Below are 26,245 nucleotides of genomic sequence, written 5' to 3' on the forward strand. Positions count from 1 at the left end.
CACTGCAACAAGTTTTCCGACAAGCCGGCCTACCACTGCCTCGGCCAGACGCTGACCTTCGCACAGCTGGAAGAAAAATCCCGCAGCCTGGCCCAGTGGCTGCAGTACGAATGCGGCCTGCAGCCCGGCGACCGCATCGCCATCCAGCTGCCGAATATTACCCAGTATCCGATTGCCGCCTACGCCGCGCTGCGCGCCGGCCTGGTGGTGGTGAACACCAACCCGCTGTACACGCCGCGGGAAATGAAGCACCAGTTCACCGATGCCGGCGCCCGCGTGCTGGTGATTCTGAGTGACATGCTGCCGAAGTTCGAAGAGATCAAGGCCGATACCGATATCGAGCACGTGCTGGTGACCGGCGCCGCCGACCTGATTGCGCCGCCGAAAGACAAAGCCCACGGCTACCACGATTTTGTCGCCGCAATAGAGCAGGGCGCGGCTTTGCCCGCACTGCAGCCGGTCAGCGCCACGCGCGCAGATATCGCCGTGCTGCAGTACACCGGCGGCACCACCGGTGTCGCCAAGGGCGCAGCGCTGACCCATGAAAATATTCTCGCCAACGCCGCGCAGATGCTGGATCGCATTACCCAGCGCTGCGACGAGTGCAAAGAAATATTCGTCTGCCCGCTGCCGCTGTATCACATCTACGCCTTCACCGTGAACATGCTGGCGCTGTTCAGCCTGGGTGCGATGAATGTCCTGATTCCGAATCCGCGCGACCTGGATGGCTTTGTCAAAACCATCAAGCCGTTCAAGTTCACAGGCCTCGCCGGGATCAACACCCTGTTTGTCGGCCTGTGCCGCCACCCGGAATTCCAGCAGCTGGATTTCTCCAGCCTGAAAGTCACCTTCTCCGGCGGTGCCGCGCTGACCCGTACCGCCGCCGAACTGTGGCAGTCGGTTACCGGTTGCACCGTCACCGAGGGCTACGGCCTGTCGGAGACTTCGCCGGTGGCCACGCTGAACAACTTCGGTGTCGAGGAAATCGGTACCGTCGGCACGCCGCTGATCGGCACCCGCGTGGAGGCCTGGGATGAAAACGACCAGCCGCTGCCGGTGGGCGAAGTGGGTGAGCTGGTGATCAGCGGGCCCCAGGTGATGCAGGGCTACTGGCAGCGCCCGGAGGAGACCGCCAAGGTCATGCGCAACGGTTTCTTCCGCACCGGCGATATGGGCATGGTGCAGGCCAACGGCAATATCCGCATCGTCGACCGCCTGAAAGACATGGTCATCGTGTCCGGCTTCAACGTGTACCCGAACGAGATCGAGGATGTGCTGAGCAGCCATCCGCAGATTGTCGAGGCCGCGGTTACCGGCACCACCGATGAGAAAACCGGCGAGGCGGTCGTCGCCCACGTGGTGCTGGCGGAAGCCATCAGCGCGCAGGACATCGTCGACTTCTGCCGCAAGGAGCTGACCGCCTACAAGGTGCCCAAGCATGTGGTTATCCACAGGGAGCTGCCCAAGTCGACCGTGGGCAAGATCCTGCGGCGGGAGCTGCGCGATCAGCCAGTCCCCGCGGCGGAAACTGCCTGAGCGGAGGCCAGCACCCACACGACCATCGAAACGCGGGCCCCGGCCCGCGTTTTTTGTCTCTGTAAGGTGAACTGCCTGTGCGACGGTAGAGGGCGGCGATTGCCGCCGGCCGTGGTATGGTTGGGCACAACCGAGCATGTCGACTACGGAGACACAAGATGGCGTCCAGGCCCCACCAGTTCCTTTCCACACTCGCGCTTCTGTGGCTGCTGACCCCGCTGGTCTGGGCCGCCACGGCCAGCCAACAGCTGCAAAGCGTCATCGACGACCACTGGCAGTACAGCCTCAGCGAAGATCCGGTCATGGCCGGCCGCATGGGCCTGCCCGGTTACAACGATCGCCTCCCCGGCGTTACCGCCAAGGACCGCGCCCGCCGCCTCAAGGCCGAGCAGGGTTTCGTCGCGCGGCTGAACAAGATCGACGGGAAACAGCTGAGCCACGCCGACCAAGTCAACCGCGAACTGCTGATGTGGGTGCTGGACAATTCCATCGAGGCCAACCAGCTGTTCCTCGACCGCATGCCGTTCACCACCTATTACGGTTTCTACAACGGCGCGCTGGATGCCAGCGACGGCCTGGCCATGCGCAAGGTGAAAGACTACGAGGACTATATCGCGCGCATCCGCGATTTCGGCCGCTACTTCGACGAGAACATCGCCAATATGCGCCAGGGCATCAAGGACGGTTTCGTGCGGCCGAAGGTGACCGTGGAAGCCGTTATCCCCACCGTGCGCGCCCAGGCCTACGACGATCCGACCAAGAGCAGCCTGTACGAACCGTTCGCGAATATGCCCGATTCCATTCCGGCCAAGGAGCAGCAGCGCCTGCGCGACCAGGGCAAGAAGGCGATTAAACAAGTCGCCATTCCCGCCTTCGCGCGCGTGGCCGATTTCTTCGAGCAAGACTATCTGCCGGTCGCCACCAAGACCATCGGCGCCGAGCAGCTGCCCGGCGGCAAGGAATACTACCGCCACAATATCCGCACCTACGTGACCCTGGATATGGACCCGGCGGAGATCCACAAGATCGGCCTGGCGGAAGTGAAGCGCATCCGCGCCGAGATGGATGAACTGATCGAGGAGAGCGGCTTCAAGGGCAGCTTCAAGGAGTTCACCCATTTCCTGCGCACCGATCCGCAGTTCTACGCCAAGACGCCGAAGGACCTGCTGAAGGAAGTCTCCTATATCGCCAAGCGCATCGACTACCGCCTGCCGGGCTTCTTCGGCAAGCTGCCGCGCACGCCCTACGGCGTGGTGCCGGTACCGGACGAAATCGCCCCGATCTACACCACCGCCTCCTACAACCCGCCGGCCATCGGCGGTGTCCACGGCGGCGCCATGTGGGTGAACACCTACGCGCTGGACCAGCGCCCGCTGTACGAACTGCCCGCCCTGACCCTGCACGAAGCCGTACCCGGCCACCACCTGCAGGGCGCGCTGGCGCAGGAGATGCAAAACGTCCCGCAGTTCCGCCGCAACTTCTACCTGAGCGCCTTCGGCGAGGGCTGGGCCCTGTATTCAGAGCGCCTGGGCAAAGAGATGGGCATCTACCAAACCCCCTACGAAAACTTCGGCCGCCTCAGCTACGAAATGTGGCGCGCCTGCCGCCTGGTGATCGACACCGGCATCCACTCCCAGAACTGGACCCGCCAGCAGGCCATCGACTACCTGACCAACAATACCGCGCTGTCGGAAGCCAACGTCCGTGCCGAAGTCGACCGCTATATCTCCTGGCCGGGCCAGGCGCTGGCTTACAAGATGGGCGAAATCAAGATTCGCGAACTGCGCGCGGAAGCGGAGAAGGCGCTCGGGGATAAATTCGACCTGCGCAAATTCCATGATGCGGTGTTGGCCAACGGTGCGCTGCCGTTGTCGATGTTGGAGGAGCAAATGGCACGTTTTTTGGCTGAGGAGCGTAAGAAGTAATTTCTAATTGCGTTTTCACCGAAGATTTTGACATTTTATTTAAGTTACGGGCGATGAGATAAAGTGACGAGCCTTAGATTTTCAACATCTGTAAATTCTCAGTCGCCCTAAAAAATACTCTTTCACACATATTCGTTACGATTCTCGCATATGAAAAACGGACTTTATGAAAAAGTAATTGACGATGTCCTTGCGAGTGAGTTGGAAGGGTTGTCGAAGTATGTCCAGCGCGAGTCACTGGACCCTGCGGATAGCCATATTATTCTTGCTCAACATCTGGGTAATTTGATTGCCAATGTATTAAGGCGCTTACCTTCGCAGAATCGACTACAGAATCAGCGTGAACTAGTAAACCAGATTGTCACGGTATTATCGCAAAAAGATAAGAATCTAGAGCAGGGTGCAAGCTTGCCAGAAAAACTAGAGCGACTAATGGCGGTGGCGGATGACGCAAAATTTGCGGTGCGTCCGGAAACCCCTTTGTCAGAAACCAGTCTGCTTACTGGTACACGAATAGATCCGAGCTTGCTGTCTCAGTTAAAGCAAGAGTTGGCTACTGCAGATCGCGTAGATATCCTCTGTTCTTTTATTAAATGGAGTGGCATAGGTTTATTGCGAGACGCTCTCGAAGATTTTACCCGGAGACCTAATACACGATTGCGCGTACTAACTACTAGCTATATGGGCGCCACCGAATTAAATGCTGTGAAATCACTCGCATCTCTGCCGCAAACTGAAGTGAAAATTTCTTATGATGTACACCGTACAAGACTACATGCTAAAGCATATCTCTTCGAGCGCCATAGTTCATTTAGTACTGCTTATATTGGCTCAGCGAATTTGTCGCGACCGGCTCTGACTGAAGGGTTAGAGTGGACCGTGAAAGTTACACAGTGCGCCGACAAACCAATATGGGATAAGGTTCTTGCAACATTCGAAACATATTGGGAAGACGCGGAGTTCGAAGCTTTTAATGAAGAGAGGCTACGCGAGGCGCTAAAGCTTGAATCTGGGAAAGTTATCGCAACAAGTAGTCAACCGCTATTTGAACTACGACCTTATCAATTTCAGCAGGAAGTACTCGATTCTCTTGCCGACGATCGCATCATGCAAGAACCGCCGCATAAACAGTTAGTCGTTGCGGCTACAGGCACAGGAAAAACGATGATCGCAGCTTTTGATTATCGTCGAATTGTAAATGAAAACGGAGGGACATATCCCTCGTTGCTTGTTGTGGCGCATCGTCGAGAGATTCTTCAGCAAGCATTACATACGTTCCGAGCCGTGCTACGCGACCAAAACTTTGGTGAGCTCATGGATGGCTATCATGATCCAGAGAATAAACAGCAGTTATTTGCTAGTGTGCAGACATTGCATCGTCGCGATCTGCCGAGAAAATGGAGTTCGGATGTTTACGATTATGTAGTGATCGATGAAACGCACCGTTCCACAGCCAGTAGTTACAGGGGAATATTGGATCTTCTGAAGCCGAAAATACTTCTCGGCCTAACTGCCACACCAGAACGGGCAGATGGTGAAGATGTATTGCGATATTTTGATAATCGTATTGTTAGCGAAATTCGATTATCTGACGCTATTAATCGCCGACTTGTTGTTCCCTTTCACTATTACGGCCTTTCTGATACCGCAGAGATGGACTACACCCAATTAACTTGGGAGCGTGGAGGGTATCGAGTTTCTGAACTGGATAATTTGGTCACAGGAAACCATATTCGCGCGCAAAACATTGTTGATCAATGCAATAAACGATTGTCAGATGTGCGTGCTGCGCGTGGAATAGGTTTTTGTGTTAGCGTTCGCCACGCTGAGTTTATGGCTGATTTTTTTAATAAATCAGATATTCCTGCATTGGCATTGTCTACGAATTCCCCGAAAGAAGTACGTGATGGTGCACGTCAACATTTGCGCACATGTAAGATAAATTTTATCTTCGTAGTGGATATTTTCAACGAAGGGGTAGATATCCCGGAAGTGGATACCGTGCTATTCCTTCGGCCGACCGAAAGCCTAACTGTTTTTCTTCAGCAACTCGGTCGAGGCCTGCGTCTTACGGATAGTAAAGATTATCTGACCGTTTTTGATTTCGTTGGACAGATGCATCGAAAGTTTCGTTACGACCAGCGCCTTCGTGCTCTTATGTCGAAACCGGATTTTGATTTAAACAGAGAAATTTATAGCGATTTTCCACACCTTCCGGCAGGTTGTTCTATTCAGCTAGAACGCGTAGCGCGAGAAAGGGTTTTAAAAAATATTCGTGAGTCGATTCTTTCGGGAGTTTTCGGTCTCGTACGAAATGTCCTGGATTTTTCACGGGAAAATGAAAACGGATTCAGCCTTGAAAATTTTCTCGATTATTGCAAGGTTGAGCCAGACGATGTCTATCGCCGTGACACTTGGACGGGGCTTTGTAAGCGAGCCGGAATCGATAATGGCCCTGAGTCCCCAGATAACCGAATACTTGCTAAATGGTTACGTCGCATTATTCATGCAAATGATTTTGTGCGTCTCACGCGTTGGCAGAAATGGTTGCATGATGGGGAGGGCGAGGATCCATTGATTCTAGCTTTGCTTATTCCACTTGTCTCCTCAACAGAAAACATACGAACAGCTGCTGACGCGTGGGCATTGTTGCAAGAAAACTCTGATATCCATGAAGAAGCAAAGCAGTTGATTGCATGGCGTTTGAATAAAGCGGGGCTGCAGCATGGGGATGGTCTTTCTGAAGAGATACCTCTAGTGGTTCATGCATGCTATACCCGTGACGAAATTTTGGTGCTTTGTGGTGTTTGGAATTGGCAGTCTCAAACTCCAGTAAGAGAGGGTGTACGTCACGTCCCGGAGAGAAAGCTCGATTTATTTTTTGCTACCCTACAAAAGAGTGAAAAGAATTACAGTCCATCGACTCTTTACGAGGATTATGCCATTAGTAGTGATTTGTTTCATTGGCAGTCACAGAGCACAACGGGAGAAGATTCTCCCACTGGTAAACGTTATATTAATCATAGCGAGATGGGCTATAGGCCGTTACTGTTCGTGCGTAGTGAAGCTAAAGTGGGCGGTTATTCGCAGCCATACCATTTTCTCGGAGCAGTTGATTACCAGCATCACGACGGTACACGCCCAATGAGTATCACATGGGAATTACGCCGCCCTATGCCAGCTCGTCTTTTACGAAACTTTCAGTCGTTAGCTGTAGCAGGGTAGCTGAGGCATTTTTTGCGTTCAAAGTACTCTATTATTAGGGATCAAATTTCATTTAATAAAAGTACTATCACACTTTATGAATACCATTCGTAAACTAAGGGTTTGTAATCGATCTCTTGCTGAGATTGTCTGGAGAGTACTTTAGGCCAATTGTGTCGCGTACCTTTTTAAAAATAGTCTCTTTCGAATATCACTAGGTTAACGCAGGCACGCAACTTGGCGCTTCCTCAGAAGCTATACGTCAGCGCCGCAAACCCCTTAATCACATTGTCATCCCCCACAATTGGGCTATCCGTAATCTCGCTGTCCAGATTCTCCACCGCCAAGTTCAGCACTACGCGCCAGTTCTCTGAAAGCTCCAGCAAGCCGCCGACGCCGGCTTCGATGGTATAGCTGCTGCCGACTTCATAGGCCGGCCTGCCGGGGATGGCGGCATAGTCGGGTACGCCATAGTCGTAATCCGCCATCTCGCTGCTCAGCCAGTTGACGCCGAGTTCGGGTACCAGGCGCAGGGTGCCGAACTGGAAGCCGCGGGAAACGCGGATCGCGGCGGTGCCGCCGCCGACGCGGTTGAGGACGTCGTGTTCATATTCCAGTTCGAATTCCGTGCCGGCCGGGCCCTCGTAGATCAGGCCGAGGCCGCCGAGCAGGGTCGCGTCGCGATCGCCGAGGCCCTCAAGGATATCGGCGTCGTCCTCTTCATAGGCGCCCAGGCGATAGTTGGCGGTCAGTGCCAGGCGCAGTTTGTCGCTGCCGAGAATGCCGTAGCGCAGTGACGGGCCCACCCATTGCAGGCGGTCGCCGAAATAGGTGATGGCGGGAATCACCTGTACCACGGAGGTGTCCGAGCCCACATAGGGGCTGCTGCGCCCGATGACGCCGATGCCAACGCCCCACTGGCCGGAGTCGCCGAGTACCTCGTACAGGTGAATGTCCACGTTGGTGGGCTGGCCGGGCTCCACGGAGATACTGGCGCGCTGGAAGCTGGGCGGGCCCTTGGGTTTGTAGCCGTTGGAGAGACCCACGGATTCCCGCGGGATGCCGATAAAGTTCTTGTCGAGGATGCGGTTGCCGTTCTCATCCAGGTAGGCCAGTACGGCCACGGTGCCCATCGGGGCATCGGGTATCACATAGCTTTTGCCGGGCTCGATCGTGTAGTGCACCTCCCGCACGGGATTGCGGAAATCCCCGAAGGTGTCCGCGTCGTCATAGACCTGCAGTACCAGCGAGCCTTCCTCCGGCAGATTGTGTACGCGGACGGTGATGTCCTCGGCTTTCGCAGTGGAAACGCTGGCGAGAAAGATCAGAGGTAACGCGGCGAAGAATGTTTTCATGGAGAAAGGCGGTCCTGAGGCAGCAATCACGTTGTATACGGTCATGTTGTATACGGTGATTATGGCCAAACAGATGATGATTAAACCGCCCCGTGCGCGGGAACGTGACGTGTCGGGCAAATGGTCCTGAAATGCCAAAGCAAGCGGCGCCCCTGGGCTTTGTGCAGTGCCCGACTGGCTCAGCGGGCTTTCGGTTTGCTGATATTTCGAGTTGTTTTACCTGGCGGTTAATCGTCCAGGCACGGCTGCGCACATAGCACGAGGGCTTGCCTGCCGAGATGCGCTTCGTTTGATGCTTCTGCGCGGGCTGGCGGTCGGCTTACAGCTGAAACCTGCCGGAAAAATACTCCAGAAATGCCGCGATGCGCGGTGACAGCGCGCCGGCACGGTAATAGACCGCCTGCACTGGCTCCCGCGGGTTGGGGCTTTGAAGGTAGCGGCTGAGCAGCGTCACCAGTCGCCCCGTTTCAATATCTTCCCGCACCATAAAATTCGACAGCAGCGCGATGCCCTGGCCGGCGAGGCACAGCTGACGGACGGCCTCGCCGCTGCTGGAGGCGAGCTGCGGGCGCACCGGCAGAGGCGGATCGAATGGCAGCAGGTTCAGGTGCGGCGCGTCGGCAAAGCCGATCAATGTGTGCTGCGCCAGGTCCTCGATCTCGTTGGGTGTGCCGGCGCGGGCAAGGTAGTCCGGACTGGCGACCAGGTGCAGTGGACTGCGGCCGAGCAGGCGGGCGTGCAGGTTGGAATCCTCCAGTGCGCCGATGCGGATGGCGATATCGGTGCGCCTTTCCAGCAGGTCGACGATGCGTTCGTTGGCGATCAGCTCCAACTGGATGCCCGGATAGGCCTGGCGGAAGCCCGGTACCAGTGGCACCAGCTGGTGCAAAAGAAAGGGGGTGGCGGCATCCACGCGCAGGCGACCGCTGGGCTGGCCGCTCTGGCTGCGCAGCTGTTCTTCGGCGGCTTGTAGCTGGCGCAGGCCGTCGCGCACCGTCGCCACAAATTGCCGGCCCTCCTCGGTCAGTTCCACCCGCCGGGTGGTGCGGTTCAGCAGGGTGGTGCCCAGCTCCTTCTCCAGACGACTGACCGCGCGGGACACCCGCGCCACCTGGAGATCCAGCAGTTGCGCGGCAGCGGAGAAGCCGCCGCTGTCGATCACGGCGAGCAGGATCTGCAGGTCTTCGGTACGGGAGACTATTGTCATAACTGTAAAAATGTTTTGTCTTTGATGCTGTTTTTGTAAAAAGTAGCCGCCGCCATACTCCGCCGCAACCAATATTGCTGTGGAGTTTGTTATGCCTATTGCCATCTTGGCGCTGGCGCTCAGCGCCTTCGCGATCGGTACCACCGAGTTCGTGATAGTCGGGCTGGTGCCCACCATTGCCCAGGACCTGGGCGTTTCCCTGCCATCTGCGGGCCTGCTGGTCAGCCTCTATGCGCTCGGCGTGGCCGTGGGCGCGCCGGTGCTGACGGCGCTCACCGGGCGCTGGAACCGCAAGGCGGTTCTGCTCAGCGTGATGGCGCTGTTCACCCTGGGCAATCTGCTCGCCTGGGTGGCGCCCGGCTACAGCTCCCTGGTGGTGGCGCGGCTGCTTACCGGTCTGGCCCACGGCGTCTTCTTCGCGATCGGCTCCACCATTGCCACCAGCCTGGTGAGCAAAGACAAGGAGGCGGGGGCCATCGCGCTGATGTTTACCGGCCTGACCGTCGCGCTGGTCACCGGGGTGCCACTGGGTACCTGGATCGGCCAGCACTTCGGCTGGCGCGCCACTTTCCTGGCGGTTGCCGCGCTCGGTCTGCTCGCGCTGATCGGCAGTGCACTGTTGGTGCCCGCCAACCTGAAGCAGTCCGCCCCGGCCACCCTGCGCCAGCAGCTCGCGGTGCTGACACAGCCGCGCCTGCTGCTGGTGTACGCGATGACGGCGGTGGGCTACGGCGGTACCTTCGTTGCCTTTACCTACCTGGCGCCGATCCTGCAGCAGGTAAGTGGCTTTGCGCCCGGCGCAGTGGGGCTGATCATGCTGGTATACGGCGTGTCGGTGGCGGTGGGTAATATCTGGGGCGGGCGCCTGGCGGATCGCCACGGGCCGGTCAAAGCGCTGAACCGTATCTTCACCGCCCTGGCGGTGGTGCTGGCAGTGTTCACATTCACCGCCGGCAATCCGGTAACCGCGGTACTGACCGTGCTGGTGTGGGGTGCTTTCGCCTTTGGCAATGTGCCGGGCCTGCAGGTGTACGTGGTGCAGCTTGCAGAAAAATATGCCCCCCAGGCCGTGGATGTGGCCTCCGGGCTCAATATCGCCGCGTTTAATGTGGGCATTGCGATTGGTTCGGTACTTGGCGGTGCTGTGATCGAACACATGTCTCTGATCGACACGCCCTGGATCGGTGCGTTGATCGTCGTCCTGGCCCTTGCCCTGACGCGCCTGTCCGGCCGGCTCGACCGCCGCACCGCTACTGCGACAGAGGCCGAGTACGTTTAACGCGTCGTTCAGCTCCAGCAACGGCGAGCGACAACCGGTATCCATTGCGGATATTCAGGTGGTTACCTCGCTGCAAGTGGGCAGGGTGGTGGTGCCGTCCAGCCGGGCAGTGCCTCACCTTGGGTAAAACATGCGCAGTCAGAGTGTTTTCAGGTAGCCGCTTCCGCCGAGTTGGCGAGCCTGCCGGTTGATGGTTATCGCGCGGCTGCGCACGTAGCGCGAGGGCCTGCCAGCAGACATGCGCTTCGGGTTGGGCAGCACCGCGGCCATAAGCCCAGCCTGCCAGCGGCTGAGGTACCGGGCGGACGTGCCGTAAAAGTTCATGGCGGCAGCCTGGGCACCGTAAATCCCGTTGCCGAACTCGGCAATATTCAGATAGACCTCCAGAATCCGCTCCTTGGGCCACAGCAGTTCCATCAGCAACGTGAACCAGGCCTCCAGCCCCTTGCGCACATAGCTGCGCCCATTCCACAGAAACAGGTTCTTGGCCGTCTGCTGGGTGATGGTGCTGGCACCGCGGGTGCGCTTGCGGCTTTCGTTGAGGGCTTTCTGCAGGGAGGCGAAGTCGAAGCCGAAATGGCTCGGGAATTTCTGGTCTTCCGCGGCAATCACGGCCATCTGCAGGTGGGGGGAAATCTGCTCCAGCGGTCGCCACTGCTGATGTGCCTTGCGGCCGCTGTGCAATTGCCAGGCCTGGATGACGGCGGAGGAGGGCGGGTCAATCCAGCGCAGGGCCAGGACCAACAGGGCGGTTGCCAGCGCGAAAGAGGTGCCTAGCCAGAGAGTGTATTTACAGGTTTGTTTTAGGAGTCGGGGCATTACGAGTGATTGCTGGCTGGATTCATCAACACATTATGATGGTTGTTGGGGCCCGTGGTTCCAGTGAGGTTGGTTATCGGCTTGAGTAGGAGTTTTGCATGGGTGTTGAAGAGGCCCGTTTTGCAAGCCTTCGCCCCAGAGGATTAGCGCCCTGCGGTCGCTGGTCTCCGGCTCGAACGGTTCGCGCCTACTGTAAGACCCCGAGCGCCCCGGCGGCTAAATTGAGAATGGCCACTGGCGCCGGCATACTTCGGGCGAAACAACTGTGTAGCGGGAATCCCCTATGGCCCTGACCCCTTTCCACCTCGCGATCCAGGTCCGCGATATCGACGAGGCGCGCGATTTCTATGGCAGCAAGATGGGCCTCGCTGAGGGCCGCAGCGCCGAGTACTGGGTAGACTGGGACTTTTTCGGCCACCAGGTCGTTACCCATCTGAACCCGGCCATCGGCAGGGACGGCAAGGTGGCGGCCATCGCCAATCACGTCGACGGCCACGGCGTGCCGGTGCCGCATTTCGGCGTGGTGCTGGAGTTTGAGCAGTGGCAGGCCTTTGCCGAGCGGGCAAGAAGCTTCGTCGACGAGTTCGTCATCGAGCCCTATATCCGCTTCGCCGGCCAGCCCGGCGAGCAGGGCACCATGTTTTTCCTGGATCCGAGCGGCAACGCGCTGGAGTTCAAGGGTTTTCGCGATATCCACAGCGAGCTGTTTGCAAAATAGCGGCGTCCACACCGGGTGTCGGCAGGGCCTAAAAGGCGCGCGGCGGGGATGCCGGCAGTTCAGTAGTAGAGGAGGGGGTGGGACAGATCGCCGTCGAGCGCTTCGGAAAGATCGAGCTCATCGGTCTCGGGATAGAGCGTATTGATCACCAGGCGCGGCTCCGACGCAAAGGAGGCGGGGCCCATGGCGCCCACCGTCAGGTTGACACTGAAAAAGCGCATCAGCCTGCCCCGGTATTCCTGTTCCACCCGAAAACTGGCCATCGGCTCGAGCCTTGAGGCGATCTGGGCCCAGTCTTTCGGTACGCTCGGATGCGCGGCCAGCTCGCGTACCATTTCGTGGTAAATCGGGTCGTTGGTCAGCAGCGCCTCCTGCTGGGTATACATCAGGATCATCGCCAGCGTGTGCTGCCACGAATCCAGCGCGACGCCTTCGGGTGGGCGGCGAAAGACAAATTGGTAATGGTTTTTGACTTCCGCCAGCTCTTCAGCGCTGACCGACTCGCGGTAAAAGGCGACCCAGCTGCGATTCACCATCAGCAGGCGACAGTAGCGGTCTGTCAGCACCGCCGGGTAGGGATCCATCGCGCGCAGCGATAGCAGGGTGGCCTTGCGCAGCCACTTGAATTCCGGTGCCTGGAAGTCGACTTCGCCGCTCTCGGCCAGGTAGCCGGCGGCGAGGCGCAGGTAGCTGCTGTCGCGCTCACCCAGATCCAGTGCACGGCTGATAGCGCCCACCAGCGCCTCGCTGGGCCGGGCCTTGCCGTTTTCAAGACAGCTGATATGACGGGTGGAGGACTCCAGGCTGAGTGCCAGCGTTTCCTGGCTGACGCCGCGCACCCGCCGCCAGAAGCGCAACAGGTGGCCGAACGCATTGTAGGCTGTCTCACTCATTTCCCTGCCTCAAACGGCCAGCCGGATTTGCCGTGCCGGTACCTGCCGAACTTGACCTGAGAGGTCATGGCCGAGTCTAGCAACTCCCCACACAATACCCAACCGGCCCTCAAGCGGCCCATTCCACCAGTTAGTAACAGGAATAAGGTGACCCATGGCAGCACAAGCGCTCAGCGAACGCGACCTGGCTTTCATGCTCTACGAGCTGTTCGATGCAGAATCCCTCACCAAGCGCCCGCGCTACGCCGACCACAGCCGCGAAACCTTCGATGCGGCCATCGAAACCGGCAAGACGGTAGCACTGAAACATTTCCTGCCCATCCGGCAGCAAGTGGACATCAACGAACCCACTTTTGACGGCGAGCGCGTGCACCTGCTGCCGGAAATCAAGCCGGCACTGGACGCGGTCATCGAGGCCGGACTCGCCGCGCCGGCAACCGATTTTGAAGACGGCGGCATGCAGCTGCCGCTGATCGTCACCAATGCCGTTCAGGCACATCTGTGGGCGGCGGCCAGCACCACGTTCGGCTACATTTCCCTGACCAACGCCAATGCCAACCTGATCGAGGCCCACGGCTCACCGGAGCAGGTGGAGAAGTGGGTCAAGCCCATGCGCGAGGGCCGCTTCATGGGCACCATGGCGATGACCGAACCCGGTGCGGGCTCCGGGCTCGCCGACCTCACCACTACCGCTACCCGCGAGTCCGACGGCAGCTACCGCATCACCGGCAACAAGATCTTCATCTCCGGCGGTGACCACGAGCTCAGCGACAACATCGTGCACCTGGTGCTCGCCCGCGTGAAGGATGCGCCCAAGGGCGTGAAGGGCATCTCGCTGTTTATCGTGCCCAAGTTCCTGGTCAACGAAGACGGCAGTAACGGCGAGCGCAACGATGTGGCCCTGGCCGGGCTATTCCACAAGATGGGCGGGCGCGGACAAACCTCCACCGCTCTCAGCTTCGGCGAGAAAGACGGTGCCGTGGGCTACCTGGTGGGCGAGGAAAACCGCGGCCTGATGTACATGTTCCACATGATGAACGAGGCGCGCATCATGGTCGGCACCGGCGCGGCGCTGACCGCCCTGACCGGTTACCAGTATTCCCTCGACTACGCCCGCGAGCGCCCCCAGGGCCGCTTGCTCGCCAACAAGGATCCGGAGTCTTCACCGATCAATATCATCGAGCACCCGGACGTGCGCCGCATGTTGCTGACCCAGAAAGCCTATGCCGAGGGCGCCTACGCGCTGTGCCTGTACGGCAGCCAGCTGGCCGATGACGAGAAGACCGCCGAGACCGAGGAAGAGCGGGCCCACGCGCACACGCTGCTCGATTTCCTCACCCCGATCATCAAGAGCTGGCCGTCGGAATACGGCCCGCAGGCCAACAGCTTGGCCATCCAGGTCATGGGTGGGCACGGCTATATCAACGAGCACCCGGTGGAGATGTTCTACCGCGACAACCGCCTGAACCCGATTCACGAGGGCACCACCGGCATCCAGTCCCTGGACCTGCTCGGGCGCAAGGTGCCGATGAACAAGTTTGCCGGCTACCGCGCGGTGCTCGCGGAAATGCAGCAGACCATCGAGCAGGCGCGTGACAGCGAACTGAGCTTGTTTGCGGCTGACCTGCAGGCCGCGCTGGAGGAGCTGCAGCAGACCACCAGTGCCGTCCTCGGAGCCACCGCTGAGAAAAATACCGATCTGGTGTTCTCGAACTCGGTCAGCTACCTGGAAATGTTCGGCCATGTCGTCATCGCCTGGATCTGGCTGCGCCAGGGCCTCGCCGCCGATGCCGGCCTGCAGCGCAACCCGCATGCGGAAGACGAGCACTTCTACCGCGGCAAGCTGCAGGCGATGCAGTACTTCTTCCGCTCGGAGCTGCCGAAAATCTACCACTGGTCAAAACTGGTCAGGGAAATCGACAGCACCAGCTTCGACATGCAGCCGGAGTGGTTCTGATCCGGCACCGGGATGACGAGGCGCAGTGCGCCCTCTGCATAACAGCACATGAGAACGACAGGAGAGACGATGAAGACGGTCAGTAAGCAAGAACTGCTGGAAAGCGTTGGCAAAACCCTGCAAACCACCGAGTGGTTCACCGTCAACCAGGAACAGATCGACCTGTTCGCCGAGGTTACCCACGACCACCAGTTCATTCACGTCGATCCGGAGCGCGCCGCGCAGACACCGTTCGGCTCGACCATTGCGCACGGTTACCTGACCCTGTCGCTGCTGTCGCATTTCGCCGAGGCCTTCAGCCTGCTGGTGGAAGATATGCAGATGGCCGTCAATTACGGTTTTGACAAGGTGCGCTTTATCGCCCCGGTAAAGGTCGACAGCCGCATCCGCGCACACGCGCGGCTGCTCGATGTCACCGAGAAAAAACCCGGCCAGTTTATGTTGAAAACTGAAGTCACCGTCGAGATCGAGGGCGCGGCAAAGCCCGCGCTGCTGGCCGAGTGGCTCACCATGCAGGTGGCCGGCTGATTCCGACGAGCCGCCCAATGCGGCTAATTCGCAACGAAAAAAAGATGGAGAGAAGACTATGAGTGTACGCTTTGACGGCCAGGTGGCCATCGTAACCGGCGCAGGCAATGGGCTCGGAAAATCTCACGCGCTGGCACTGGCCGCACGCGGTGCAAAAGTCGTGGTCAACGACCTAGGCGGCGCCCGCGACGGCAGCGGTGGCTCCTCCGAGGCCGCACAGGCGGTGGTGCGTGAAATCGTGGCCAATGGTGGCGAGGCAATTGCACACGGTGCCAACGTCGCCAAGTACGACGAAGTCCAGGACATGGTGCAGCAGGCCATGGACAAGTGGGGCCGCGTCGACATCCTGATCAATAACGCGGGCATTCTGCGCGACAAGACCTTCGCCAAGATGGAGCTGACCGATTTCCAGCTGGTCATGGACGTGCACGTGATGGGCTCCGTGAACTGCACCAAGGCGGTGTGGGAAATCATGCGCGCGCAGAACTACGGGCGCATCGTCATGACGACTTCGTCGAGCGGTATGTACGGCAACTTCGGTCAGTCCAACTACGGCGCGGCGAAAATGGCGGTGCTGGGCTTTATGAACACCCTGGTGCTGGAAGGGGGCAAGTACGATATCCGCGTCAACGCGCTGTCACCAACCGCCGGCACCCGCATGACCGAAGACCTGATGCCAGCGGAAATACTGGAGATGCTCACCCCGGAAGCGGTGACGGCAGGCGCACTGACTCTGTGTCACAAGGATGCGCCGAACCGCTTCATCCTCTGCGCCGGTGCCGGCGGCTATGCCAGCACCCGCCTGTTTGAAACGGCCGGTGCTTTTGTTCCGGCCGACGAGCAGAGCCCGGAGGCTGTGATCGAAAATTGGGACAAAATCTGCGACCAGAGTGCCCAGGCGGAACTCGCCTCCGGCGCCGGGCAGACCGAGAAGTTCCTCACCATGGCCATGGCCCACACACAGCCGGCCTGATCCAGGCCGCCGCGAACTCGTTGCGACTGATGTACGCCCCGGAGCCTAATGGGCGCCGGGGTGTTAAATGCCTGGTGGTGACTGTGCGTCAGTGGCGGCGGCGTGGGTCGGCAGCCCTGTTCGAAGTCGTATAGACAGCTCAGGCGGTGTCGCGCCTTGTGCGTGTAAGTCGGCTTGAGCTGAGGCTGAAGTTTTGTGGCTGGGGCACACCTTGTATAGGAAAGTGCATCCGTTGGGCCTTGATGGTGTAGTGGGTAGAGGATTAGCTTCGCCCTTCGGGCTCGCTGGTCTCCGGCGCTACGCGCCTCCGGCTCGAACGGAGGTTCGAATCTGGGCCCTGAGGCCCACCATATACAAAAAAGGCCACCCAATGGGTGGCCTTTTTTGTATATGGCCCGCCCCAGAGGATTCGAACCTCTGACCTTTGCCTCCGGAGGGCAACGCTCTATCCAGCTGAGCTAGGGGCGGATCGCGGTCTGGGTTAACCAGTGCGGGACGCGGATTATACAGAAGGGGCAGGGTGCGGGGAAGCGGATTGCGGGGTCGTTGGGCACTGCCCTTCGCAGCGGGCGGTTCAATGACTATAATGCCCCGCTGGTAGAGGTGTGCGGCATTGAGCCGGAAGTCTACGGGCTGCGAGGGAGCGGCCATTAGGGGGAATTTAATGAAAGCGATTTTGAGTATTGTGGCGGCTCTGGCCGTTGGTGCGGCCGCTGCAGTGGCGCAGTCGCCGTCTGTGGACAAGGAAATTGCCGACCGCATTGCGGCGGTTGACGGCACCTGCATGCAGGGCGAAGAGTGCGCGGCAGCGCCGCCCGCAGCTACGGCATCGGCCGGTGGCGGTGCGCGATCTGGTGAAGATGTGTACAAGGCGCACTGCTTCGCCTGTCACGCTACTGGCGCAGCCGGTTCACCCAAGTTCGGCGATGCCGGCGCTTGGGCCCCGCGGATTGCCCAGGGCATGGACACCCTGTACAGCCACGCGCTGAATGGTATCCGCGCCATGCCGCCGCGCGGCCTGTGTACCGAGTGTAGCGATGACGAAGTGAAGGCCGCCGTGGATTACATGACGTCCAACAGCAAGTAAGCGACTACTTACTTCGTTTGCAAAAAAGGCCGCTCATTGAGCGGCCTTTTTTGTCTGTGCGTACTGGGCGGGCGGGGGAACAGCTCGGTCTGTCTGACACCACAGCTTTCAGTGAAGCCAGAGCGTTTATAAAATAAACAGCTTGCTGGTGTAATAGGTTGTAATTTTCCTTTGTATTCAATCCCTTGGAATATCAGTACCATTTCTTCTGCATCTTTAGATAATAAATTTCAATAAGAAGAGAATCAGAATGAACTTGGGGAAAATTTTCCAATTGGGCTTTTTTTCGCTTTTTCTGGCTGCCTGTGGTGGTGGAGGCGGCGGGGGCAGTGATTCAGGAGGTGGGAATTCTGGAGGGACTAGCAACACTCCTCCGTCAGCAGATGCCGGCTCCGATTATTCCCTTGTCTCTTCTGCTTCGATTGAGTTGAACGGCAACGGGTCGTCAGACAGTGATGGCACCATCACACAATACATGTGGAAGCAGGTCTCCGGCCCCCAGCAACTGACAATTGATAACGCCACCAATGGTCTGGCAACGGCCACTGTAGAGCCATTCTACATGGGTGAGCAGGAATATGTCTTTGAGGTTGAAGTAACGGATGACGATGGGGCGATCGACACTGATACCGTCACCATCATACTGTTGCCTGTCGCGGTAGCGCCGTCGGCCTCCGCAGGCCCTGACCGGGAGATTGCGGTCTCGGAGCGTGTTGATCTCGATGGTAGCGGTTCCAGCGACCTGAATGACGACATCATCAGCTACGCGTGGAAGCAGATCAGCGGGCCTGCGGTAAGTATCGAATACAGTGACCAGAGCGTTGCCTATTTTACCGCCCCGGATGCCGAGAGCAGTGTCACGATGGAATTAACCGTGACGGATTCAGCAGGGAATACAGCTACAGATACGGTTACTTACACCGCCGTTCAAGTTGCTGTGATACTGGACTTCCCGCCTACGGACCAGACCGTTTTCTATGGCAAAACACTTGACCTGAAAGGGCGTGTCCAAGCGCCTTCGCTGGATCAGCGCAGCTTGGTTGTCGCCTTCGATGGAACTTATGTTAACGGAGCCATCGCTGCCAACGGCACTTGGAGTGCAGCCATACCATTTACCGGGCGAAGCGTTGGTAAATACCCGATGCGAGTGGAGTTGAGCTCTGCTAACCCGAATGACGGAAGAGTCTACAGCGCGTCAACTTCAGTTGACTACCATCCACTACTTAATAATTTTCGCACCACCGAATATAAAAATGGGAAGTTGCTGGCCCTCAGTGGAGGGAACACTGAGGGACTGAAACTATTTGAAATTGACAGTGCTACGGATACTTTGGATGTCCTGTATGAAAACACTGATATTTCCAATCAGCTGGGTAGTGTTACCTATGATCCAGGCACAGACACGGTATATTTCATTGAAGCCGTTCTTAATGTTGTTATGGCGATCGATCTGGGCTCCAAAACGCTGTCGACCATCAGTGGCGACGGTATTGGCAGTGGCCCGAGCTTTTCACAACTGGTTTCCAGCAATATTGAGATAGCACCAGATTCGAGTGTGCTGCATGTTTTCGACAGCGCATTGCAAGCGCTGATCGAGGTCAATATCGCTGACGGTAACAGAAGTGTGCTTTCGCAGGGCGGCACCGTTGGTGCGGGCACCGGTTTTGAGAATGCCTATCTCTCGGTCACGGACTTCGCTAACGGCAAAGCGTATGTCTACGACGACAGATCCCCTGACTATATTTACCGCGTGGACCTGGAAACTGGGGACAGGGTCGTAATGCCCAATTCTGTCGGCCCAACAATGAATCTAGCCAAGGCAATGTGGCTTGATAAAAGCAATGGAAAGCTGTTAATCACCGGTCTCGTCATTGGTGAGACCGATAATGTAATTGTGGAAGTGGATGTCGAAACTGGGGACAAGCGGGCACTGCCCATTGTGTCTGGAGACGTCAAATTCCTTTCTCCAATCGATATTTTCCGAGTAGCTGGGGACACCGATTATACGCTGACGGACAGTGATTCCTATGATGCCTGGAATGCGGTATTTCAGGTCGCTCCGGATACGGGTGCTCGAACACAGGTCTTCAGGGATGAAGTCGGGATTGGCAACATCCCTCGGGATCTGATGGGCTTGGCCGTGGATTTTGATAATCGAATTGCCTATGCAGCGGATTACCGTGCCGACAGTGTATTGGCGATCAATATGGACAATGGCGATAGAACATTTGTTTACGGCAGCGGTGTAGGCTCCGGGCCGGCATTAAACAATCCCAGCAGGCTGGCTTACGACAAGCTGACGAAAAAGCTGTATGTATGGTCTGTCGATGGTGGGAATATTGTAAAAATCGACCCTGATACATCAGTCGGCACTGCGTTTCTGTCCGGAGCAGATGATTCCAGTATTAATAACATAGCCTCGTTGCAGATTGATAGTGCACGTGGTTTGCTCTACTACTCCCGCTTCCATGACGGAGCGATTTACCAAGTTGACGTCGATTCGAAGGAAATATCTGTGGTAACGGGAAGTGCGCGGGGTGATGGGAATCTTATGGAGTCCGTCCCGGCGATATCCCTTGCCCCCGGCGGAGAGAAGCTGTTCGCCTCAAATGATTCGGCGTCGGGTCTGGACTCGCTCGTTGCCATCGATGTCGCTACCGGCGATCGGACAGTCGTCGTTGACTCCAATGATATTTACGTGAGTTACCAGGGGTGGTTAGGGCAACTGTCCCGGGTCTCTCCTGACGGAAATATCTACGCCGCGAATAACGGCCGTGTTTACGCTATCGACACTTCAAGTGGCGACTGGTTGATGAAATCCGGCGATCTGTCGATTGGTGACGGCCTTGAGTTATTCGGGGTCTATGGCCTGGATTTGGATGAGGAGCGGGACATTCTCTATCTGGTTACCGGGCGCTATGACAGCCTCATGGCAATCGAACCGGACAGCGGTGATCGTGTGACCGTATCCAGGTGATTTTGCTGGCGCCTTTGTTTAAAGGCGCCTCAATCAAACATACTCAGCAGTGACCCCAGCATCTCCTCGCCCTTGGCCTGGTTCTGCTCCGGGGTGGCTTGGCCGAAGCCTTCCAGTTCCACGTCCTCTTCCGGCAGTTCGTCGAGGAAGCGGCTGGGGGTGGTGTCCTGGTTCTCGCCGAACATCTTGCGCTTGCCGGCCAGGGTCATGGTCAGGGTGCGCTGGGCGCGGGTGATGCCCACGTAGGTGAGTCGGCGCTCCTCCTCGATATTGTCGTCCTCGATGCTGTTGCGGTGCGGCAGCAGGTTTTCCTCCATGCCGATCATGAACACATGGGGGAACTCCAGGCCCTTGGCCGCATGCAGGGTCATCAGGCTGACCTTGTCGGTGGCCTCTTCCTCTTCCTGACGGTCGAGCATGTCACGCAGGATCAACTTGGAGATGGCCTGTTCCAGGCGCACGTCCTGCTCCAGCTCGTCGTCGGTGCCCTCCATGGTCTTGTTGAGACTTTCAAGAAGCCAGTAGACGTTCTCCATGCGCTTTTCGGCCACCTTCTCGCTACTGGCGTTCTGTGACAGCCAGCCGGCGTAGTCGATGTCTTCGAGCATTTCTCTTAGCGCGGCGTCCGGGCTGTTGTCGCGGCAGTTGCGCTGCACGCCTTCCAGCCACAGGGCGAAGCGGTTCAGGCGTTCGTAGCCCTGTTCGTTGATGTGCTCCTTGAAGCCGATCTCGGAACAGGCGTTGAACATTGAGATCTCGCGGCCCTTGGCGTAGTTGCCCAGCGCCTCCAGCGTGCTGGTGCCGATCTGCCGGCGCGGGGTGTTGATGATGCGCAGGAAGGCGTTGTCGTCGTCCGGGTTCACCAGCAGGCGCAGATAGGCCATGACGTCCTTGATCTCGGCGCGGGCAAAAAAGCTGGTGCCGCCGGACATCTGGTAGGGGATCTGGTTTTCCTGCAGCTTCATTTCGATGAGGCGCGCCTGGTGGTTGCCGCGGTAGAGCACGGCGAAGTCCATGAACTTGCAGCCGCGGCGGCTCTTCTGCAGGAAAATCTCATTGGCGACCCGCTCAGCTTCCTCGTTTTCATTGGTCACCTTGAGCACGCGGATCTCCTCGCCGAGGCCGCGGTCGGACCACAGCGCCTTGTCGAACTCGTGCGGGTTATGGGCGATCAGGTGGTTAGCCACCTTGAGGATGCGACTGGTAGAGCGATAGTTCTGCTCCAGCTTGATCAGGCGCAGGCTGGGGAAGTCCTGCTTGAGCAGGCTCATGTTTTCCGGGCGCGCGCCGCGCCAGGCGTAGATCGACTGGTCATCGTCGCCCACCACGGTGAGGCCACCGCGGCCGCCCACCAGCAGTTTCACCAGCAGGTACTGGGAGTTGTTGGTGTCCTGGTATTCGTCCACCAGCAGGTAGCGGATCTTCTTGCGCCAGCGCTGCAGCAGTTCCAGGTCCTGTTCGAACAGCTGTACCGGCAGCAGGATCAGGTCGTCGAAATCCACGGAGTTGTACGCCTTGAGGGCGTCGCAGTAGCGCCCGTAGGCCACCGCGATGGCCTGCTCCCCGGGGCTCTGGGCCTGTTCCAGGGCCTGGCGCGGGGTGAGCATGTCGTTCTTCCAGTTGGAGATCTGGTTCTGCACCCGGTCCAGCAGGTCGGTGTCCAGGTCGCCGTCGCGCAGCATCAGCTCCTTGATCAGGCCGCGGGCGTCCTCGGCATCGAATATGGAGAAGCCGGGCTTGAAGCCGGCGGCGCGGTACTCCTTGCGCAGGATATTCAGCCCGAGGTTGTGGAAGGTGGACACGGTCAGGCCGTGGGCGGCCTTGGACTTCTTGCCGTCCGGCTCCTTGATCAGCTTGCCGACCCGCTCCTTCATCTCCCGCGCGGCCTTGTTGGTGAACGTCAACGCGGCGATATTGCGCGCCTGATAGCCGCACTCCTCGATCAGGTAGGCGATCTTGCGCGTGATCACGCTAGTCTTGCCGGAGCCGGCACCGGCCAGTACCAGGCAGGGGCCGTCGATATACTTCACCGCCTCCGCCTGGCGGGGATTCAGCTTGGTCATTCGGAGCTACATCACAATTCGGGTTTGGGCGGCGATTCTACCAGTCTCGCGGGGAATAACATCCGTGTTGGTGACTGCTCACACCTGACCGGCACTCCACGGCTAGTCGGGGGCCTCCTGGGGCCGGTCGCTGTGCGCGCCGAAACGTAAAAACCCGCGCGGGCGCGGGCTTTCTCATTACCGGGCGGCCACTCAGCTCTGCGGGAGCGGTTGGGCACTGCCGTCTGCGGCCGGTTCTTTTTGCCACAGCGCCTCCATCTCCTCCAGGGTCCTGCCCTTGGTCTCCGGCAACAGTTTCCAGACCAGGCCCGCCGCCAGCAGTGCCATCAGGCCGTAAATCCAGTAGGCAAAGCCGTGGTGGAAACGCTCCACCAGCGCGCTGTTGCCGTCCATCACCGGGAAGGTCCAGGACACTAGGTAGTTGGCCAGCCACTGCGCGGCCACGGCCACCGCGAGCGCTTTGCTGCGGATACTGTTGGGGAATATCTCGGCCAGCAGCACCCAGCACACCGGGCCCCAGGAATAGGCGAAGCAGGCCACGTACAGCAGCATAAATATTAGCGCCACGGTGCCGGTGGCCTGCAGCGCGAAGCTGGTGCCCAACGCCAGCATTGCCACCGCCATGCCCAGGGCGCCGGAGATCATTAGCGGTTTGCGCCCGAAACGGTCCACCGTCTTGATCGCAACCAGCGTGAAGATCACATTGATGGTACCGACCACCACTGTCTGCAGCATGGCCGCATCGGTGCCGGCGCCCATGCTCTTGAAGATCTCCGGTGCGTAGTAGAGCACCACGTTGATGCCGACAAACTGCTGGAAGGCCGACAGCATGATGCCGATCAGCAGCAGGCCGATGCCGAAAGACAGCAGCTTGCCGCTGACCTGCTTGGTGGATTGCTCGATCTCGCGCATTGCCGCCTGTGCCGCCTCGGCGCCCTGCAGCCGGGTCAGCGTCGCCAGCGCCTGCTCAGGGCTGCCGTTCAGCGCCTGCCAGCGCGGGCTTTCCGGTACGCGCAGCAGCAGTACAAAAAACAGCAGCGCCGGAAGCAGTTCGGAGGCGAACATCCAGCGCCAGCCCCAGGCCTGGTTCCAGCCGCTGTCGCCATGCAGGGCAATGCCGTAGTTGACGAAGTAGACCGCCACGATGCCGCACACAATCGCCATCTGGTTGTAGGACACCAGGCGCCCACGGGCCTTGGCCGGGGCAATCTCGGCGATGTACATCGGCGACAGCATCGACGCCATGCCCACACCGATACCGCCGAGAATGCGGTAGAGGACGAACTGTTGCAGCGCCGTATAGTCGCCGCCAGGCGCGGCGAAGCCCAGTTCCGGCAGCGCCGAGCCCAGCGCGGACACGCTGAACAGTACCGCGCTCAGCAGCAGTATGCGGCGGCGACCAAAACGATGGCTCAGGTAGCCGGTGATAGCGCCGCCGACGACACAACCGATCAGCGCGCTGGAGACCACGAAGCCGAGCAGTGAATTGGCCTCGGCCTCGCCCAGCGCCTGGGGCAGGATGAAGTGGCTCTTCAGCGAGGCGACGGTGCCGGAAATGACCGCGGTGTCGTAGCCGAACAGCAGGCCGCCGAGACAGGCGACCAGCGTGAGTAGGCGGATCTGGCCCAGGTTTTCTGCAGTCATGCTGTGGCTCCTGTTATTCTTTTTTATTCACGACCGGTTCGCGGTGCTTGGGTGTTCAAAGAGTGACCGGAATCTACCCAATTCCACTGGGGGAGAAAAGCGAAAATCCCTGCGACCGAACTTTTTTTGCAAAAGTATTCGGGCTACTAGGGGAAAATCTTTCCCGGGTCGTCTACCTGCGTGCAACGATAATAATTTCAAGAATCAGAGCGGTTTTATGGCGAATGATGAGACTCTGGCGGATCTCTTTATGAGGGCCCGCGGCAGTCTGGCGCGGCTGGTATCCAGCATCGCGCCGCCAAAGGAGATCGAGGACATCGTCCAGGAGACTTATGTCCGCGTCTGCCAGGCGGCCCGGCGGGATGCGATCGAGCAGCCTCGCTCCTTTATGCTGCGCACGGCGCGCAATCTGGCGCTCGACTATGTCAAGCGTGCGGAGTCGCGGCTGACGGTGAGCATCGAGGAAGAGCTCGACCTGGGTATGGACCTGAGTCCTGCGACTGACCGGACCTTCGAGATAGTTGCCAGTCATGAGGAGTTCGCACATTTCTGCGAGGCAGTGCGGCAGTTGCCGATCCAGTGCCGCCGCGCGTTTGTGCTGAAAAAGGTCTATGGCTATTCGCAGCGGGAGATCGCCCGCGAGCTGAATATCAGTGAGAGTACGGTGGAAAAGCATATCGCCACAGGAATCAAGCGCTGCACCCTGTTTATGCTGCAGCGGCGCAACAGTAGCACTCCGGAAGCAGCGGCCTCGCCGGCGCACAGCGGGAGGTGCTCATGAACAACGTTTACCGGTTACCCGATCGCGAGCGCAGTCTGGATGAGGCATGCGAGTGGATAGCGCGGCTCGATCGCGGGCTGGACGAGGGTGAGACGCGCGATCTGCAGCACTGGCTGGCTGACAGCCGCGGCAATCGGGATACCCTGATGCAGGTGGCTGAGTTGTGGGACAAGATGGACGCGCTGTCGCGCCTCGCCGACCTGTTCCCGGCTCCGGTGGAAAAGAAGCCGCGGTTCGCCCACCGCTGGTGGGCCGCGGCTGCCTCGGTATTGCTGCTGGTGGGCGCAGCCCTCTGGCAGGCGGGCGTGCAGCTTGGCGAACTGCCGTTGCCGGGCGCGCAGCTGGTTTCCAATATGGATAAAGTGTACGAGACGGCCGTGGGCGAGCACTCTACTGTCAACCTGCCGGACGGTTCGGTATTGGTGCTCAATACCAACAGTCTGGTGCGCGTACACTACACCCGCGCCAGTCGCCTCATTGATCTGGATCGCGGCGAGATCAATGTTCAGGTGGCGCACGACAAGCAGCGCCCGCTCAGCGTGGTAGCCGCTGGCCGGGTGGTGCAGGCAGTGGGGACCGCGTTCAATGTGCAGCTGCGCCGTGACAAGAACGTGGAACTGATCGTCACCGAGGGCCGGGTTCGGGTCGCCGATCAGGACGAGCGCAGCGAGCCGCCGCCGCTGCCGGCGACGGCGACGGCAGTGTCCAAGGGCGAGCGATTGCTGATGAACGAGGCGCAACCGGAGCCGGAGCAGGTAGAGAAGATAGCGCCGGGGGATATGGATGCAAAACTGTCCTGGCGCACCGGCAATCTGGTATTCCGCGGCGAGCCGCTGGCGCAGGCAGTGGAGGAAATCAGCCGCTATACCTCGGTGCGCTTCCGCCTCGAGGGCGAGCAACTGAAAAACGTGCGCGTGGCCGGCCTGTTCCGCACCGGCGATGTAAAGGGCCTGCTGCGCACCCTGAACGACAATTTCGATATTGCCAGCGAGCGCCTCGACGATCGCACCGTGGTGTTGCGGCCGCGCACCGAGGTAGCCCCGGGTGCGCGCGACAGCGACGCTCCGCGGCCGGGGCACTAGACCTGCCAAATAAATGAAAATAAATGTTGCAGGCCGAAAAAAGGAAATATTTATATGGCCTGTGGTCGAGAGAAAAAAATAATAACTAGATGTACTAAAAACAGTGATCCGATGGCGGAAATTTATAGCCGAGTCGTCTTCTAACCACGCCGCGAAAACAGTGGCGTCCGGGAAAGACGACGGGGCTTTATTTCAGAGTTTGACCTTCAGCCTGCTA

18 protein-coding genes and 1 tRNA gene are annotated in these 26,245 nt (G+C 58.8%); 12 read left to right on the forward strand and 7 right to left on the reverse strand.

The annotated features are described in order from the left end of the window. From IG168_RS08155 to IG168_RS08165, 3 genes are all read left to right on the forward strand, one after another. Positions 1–1,536 (forward strand): AMP-binding protein (locus IG168_RS08155; RefSeq protein WP_193163762.1); only part of this gene is annotated, 1,536 nt, incomplete at its 5' end. A gap of 158 nt (positions 1,537–1,694) precedes the next feature. Continuing rightward, on the forward strand, positions 1,695–3,461 hold the full coding sequence (locus tag IG168_RS08160; RefSeq protein ID WP_193163764.1) for a DUF885 domain-containing protein: 1,767 nt from the start codon (positions 1,695–1,697) through the stop codon (positions 3,459–3,461). Between the two features lie 150 nt (positions 3,462–3,611). Continuing rightward, positions 3,612–6,686 carry a DEAD/DEAH box helicase gene (locus IG168_RS08165; protein ID WP_193163765.1) on the forward strand — a complete coding sequence of 1,025 codons (3,075 nt, stop codon included), beginning with the start codon at positions 3,612–3,614 and terminating at the stop codon, positions 6,684–6,686. A gap of 227 nt (positions 6,687–6,913) precedes the next feature. Here IG168_RS08165 and IG168_RS08170 read toward each other — a convergent pair whose 3' ends face one another. Both IG168_RS08170 and IG168_RS08175 read right to left on the reverse strand, forming a co-directional pair. Then, on the reverse strand, positions 6,914–8,020 hold the full coding sequence (locus IG168_RS08170) for a MipA/OmpV family protein (protein WP_193163767.1): 1,107 nt from the start codon (positions 8,018–8,020) through the stop codon (positions 6,914–6,916). A 319-nt stretch (positions 8,021–8,339) separates the two neighbouring features. Then, positions 8,340–9,227, reverse strand: coding sequence for a LysR family transcriptional regulator (locus tag IG168_RS08175; protein ID WP_193163769.1), 888 nt, complete (start codon positions 9,225–9,227; stop codon positions 8,340–8,342). Positions 9,228–9,318: 91 nt separating this feature from the next. On the opposite strand from IG168_RS08175, the gene IG168_RS08180 reads away from it, so the two are divergent. Beyond that, complete coding sequence (locus IG168_RS08180; protein WP_193163771.1) at positions 9,319–10,506, forward strand: MFS transporter; 1,188 nt, start codon at positions 9,319–9,321, stop codon at positions 10,504–10,506. 138 nt (positions 10,507–10,644) lie between these two features. On the opposite strand, the gene mtgA is transcribed toward IG168_RS08180, so the two are convergent. Further along, on the reverse strand, positions 10,645–11,325 hold the full coding sequence (gene mtgA / locus IG168_RS08185; RefSeq protein WP_193163773.1) for a monofunctional biosynthetic peptidoglycan transglycosylase: 681 nt from the start codon (positions 11,323–11,325) through the stop codon (positions 10,645–10,647). 283 nt (positions 11,326–11,608) lie between these two features. On the opposite strand from mtgA, the gene IG168_RS08190 reads away from it, so the two are divergent. Next, entirely contained in the window at positions 11,609–12,043 is a 435-nt protein-coding gene (locus tag IG168_RS08190) for a VOC family protein (RefSeq protein ID WP_193163775.1), read from the forward strand. 59 nt (positions 12,044–12,102) lie between these two features. Here the strand turns inward: IG168_RS08190 and IG168_RS08195 are convergent, their stop codons facing one another. Continuing rightward, positions 12,103–12,936, reverse strand: coding sequence for a helix-turn-helix domain-containing protein (locus IG168_RS08195; protein WP_193163777.1), 834 nt, complete (start codon positions 12,934–12,936; stop codon positions 12,103–12,105). Positions 12,937–13,090: 154 nt separating this feature from the next. On the opposite strand from IG168_RS08195, the gene IG168_RS08200 reads away from it, so the two are divergent. From IG168_RS08200 to IG168_RS08210, 3 genes are all read left to right on the forward strand, one after another. Then, positions 13,091–14,893, forward strand: coding sequence for an acyl-CoA dehydrogenase (locus IG168_RS08200; RefSeq protein WP_193163779.1), 1,803 nt, complete (start codon positions 13,091–13,093; stop codon positions 14,891–14,893). 69 nt (positions 14,894–14,962) lie between these two features. Continuing rightward, complete coding sequence (locus IG168_RS08205; protein ID WP_193163781.1) at positions 14,963–15,421, forward strand: MaoC family dehydratase; 459 nt, start codon at positions 14,963–14,965, stop codon at positions 15,419–15,421. A gap of 58 nt (positions 15,422–15,479) precedes the next feature. Continuing rightward, positions 15,480–16,394 (forward strand): SDR family NAD(P)-dependent oxidoreductase, encoded by a 915-nt coding sequence (locus IG168_RS08210; RefSeq protein WP_193163783.1) that lies wholly within the window; start codon positions 15,480–15,482, stop codon positions 16,392–16,394. 391 nt (positions 16,395–16,785) lie between these two features. Here IG168_RS08210 and IG168_RS08215 read toward each other — a convergent pair. Then, positions 16,786–16,862: transfer RNA gene (locus IG168_RS08215), tRNA-Arg, on the reverse strand. A 196-nt stretch (positions 16,863–17,058) separates the two neighbouring features. On the opposite strand from IG168_RS08215, the gene IG168_RS08220 reads away from it, so the two are divergent. Continuing rightward, positions 17,059–17,481 (forward strand): c-type cytochrome, encoded by a 423-nt coding sequence (locus IG168_RS08220; RefSeq protein ID WP_193163785.1) that lies wholly within the window; start codon positions 17,059–17,061, stop codon positions 17,479–17,481. Positions 17,482–17,731: 250 nt separating this feature from the next. Further along, positions 17,732–20,458: a PKD domain-containing protein gene (locus tag IG168_RS08225; protein WP_193163787.1), complete on the forward strand. Its 2,727-nt coding sequence runs from the start codon at positions 17,732–17,734 to the stop codon at positions 20,456–20,458. Positions 20,459–20,487: 29 nt separating this feature from the next. Here IG168_RS08225 and rep read toward each other — a convergent pair whose 3' ends face one another. Then, entirely contained in the window at positions 20,488–22,521 is a 2,034-nt protein-coding gene (gene rep / locus IG168_RS08230; protein WP_193163788.1) for a DNA helicase Rep, read from the reverse strand. A gap of 192 nt (positions 22,522–22,713) precedes the next feature. Continuing rightward, positions 22,714–24,165, reverse strand: coding sequence for a D-xylose transporter XylE (gene xylE, locus IG168_RS08235; protein ID WP_193163790.1), 1,452 nt, complete (start codon positions 24,163–24,165; stop codon positions 22,714–22,716). 217 nt (positions 24,166–24,382) lie between these two features. Here xylE and IG168_RS08240 point away from each other — a divergent pair, with 217 nt between their 5' ends. Both IG168_RS08240 and IG168_RS08245 read left to right on the forward strand, forming a co-directional pair. Next, complete coding sequence (locus IG168_RS08240) at positions 24,383–24,946, forward strand: sigma-70 family RNA polymerase sigma factor (protein WP_193163792.1); 564 nt, start codon at positions 24,383–24,385, stop codon at positions 24,944–24,946. Continuing rightward, positions 24,943–26,028 carry a FecR family protein gene (locus IG168_RS08245; protein ID WP_193163794.1) on the forward strand — a complete coding sequence of 362 codons (1,086 nt, stop codon included), beginning with the start codon at positions 24,943–24,945 and terminating at the stop codon, positions 26,026–26,028. The genes IG168_RS08240 and IG168_RS08245 overlap by 4 nt, the downstream gene beginning before the upstream one ends. The last annotated feature ends 217 nt before the right edge of the window (positions 26,029–26,245 follow it).

The sequence above is a fragment of the Microbulbifer hainanensis genome (genome assembly GCF_014904735.1).
Lineage (GTDB): Bacteria > Pseudomonadota > Gammaproteobacteria > Pseudomonadales > Cellvibrionaceae > Microbulbifer > Microbulbifer hainanensis.

Coding starts and splice junctions, on each gene's coding strand:
- IG168_RS08160 (WP_193163764.1), top strand. CDS start 1,695: ATGGCGTCCAGGCCCCACCAGTTCCTTTCCACACTCGCGCTTCTGTGG.
- mtgA (WP_193163773.1), bottom strand. CDS start 11,325: ATGCCCCGACTCCTAAAACAAACCTGTAAATACACTCTCTGGCTAGGC.
- IG168_RS08220 (WP_193163785.1), top strand. CDS start 17,059: ATGAAAGCGATTTTGAGTATTGTGGCGGCTCTGGCCGTTGGTGCGGCC.
- IG168_RS08200 (WP_193163779.1), top strand. CDS start 13,091: ATGGCAGCACAAGCGCTCAGCGAACGCGACCTGGCTTTCATGCTCTAC.
- IG168_RS08195 (WP_193163777.1), bottom strand. CDS start 12,936: ATGAGTGAGACAGCCTACAATGCGTTCGGCCACCTGTTGCGCTTCTGG.
- IG168_RS08190 (WP_193163775.1), top strand. CDS start 11,609: ATGGCCCTGACCCCTTTCCACCTCGCGATCCAGGTCCGCGATATCGAC.
- rep (WP_193163788.1), bottom strand. CDS start 22,521: ATGACCAAGCTGAATCCCCGCCAGGCGGAGGCGGTGAAGTATATCGAC.
- IG168_RS08240 (WP_193163792.1), top strand. CDS start 24,383: ATGGCGAATGATGAGACTCTGGCGGATCTCTTTATGAGGGCCCGCGGC.
- IG168_RS08165 (WP_193163765.1), top strand. CDS start 3,612: ATGAAAAACGGACTTTATGAAAAAGTAATTGACGATGTCCTTGCGAGT.
- IG168_RS08175 (WP_193163769.1), bottom strand. CDS start 9,227: ATGACAATAGTCTCCCGTACCGAAGACCTGCAGATCCTGCTCGCCGTG.
- IG168_RS08225 (WP_193163787.1), top strand. CDS start 17,732: ATGAACTTGGGGAAAATTTTCCAATTGGGCTTTTTTTCGCTTTTTCTG.
- IG168_RS08205 (WP_193163781.1), top strand. CDS start 14,963: ATGAAGACGGTCAGTAAGCAAGAACTGCTGGAAAGCGTTGGCAAAACC.
- IG168_RS08210 (WP_193163783.1), top strand. CDS start 15,480: ATGAGTGTACGCTTTGACGGCCAGGTGGCCATCGTAACCGGCGCAGGC.
- IG168_RS08245 (WP_193163794.1), top strand. CDS start 24,943: ATGAACAACGTTTACCGGTTACCCGATCGCGAGCGCAGTCTGGATGAG.
- xylE (WP_193163790.1), bottom strand. CDS start 24,165: ATGACTGCAGAAAACCTGGGCCAGATCCGCCTACTCACGCTGGTCGCC.
- IG168_RS08180 (WP_193163771.1), top strand. CDS start 9,319: ATGCCTATTGCCATCTTGGCGCTGGCGCTCAGCGCCTTCGCGATCGGT.
- IG168_RS08170 (WP_193163767.1), bottom strand. CDS start 8,020: ATGAAAACATTCTTCGCCGCGTTACCTCTGATCTTTCTCGCCAGCGTT.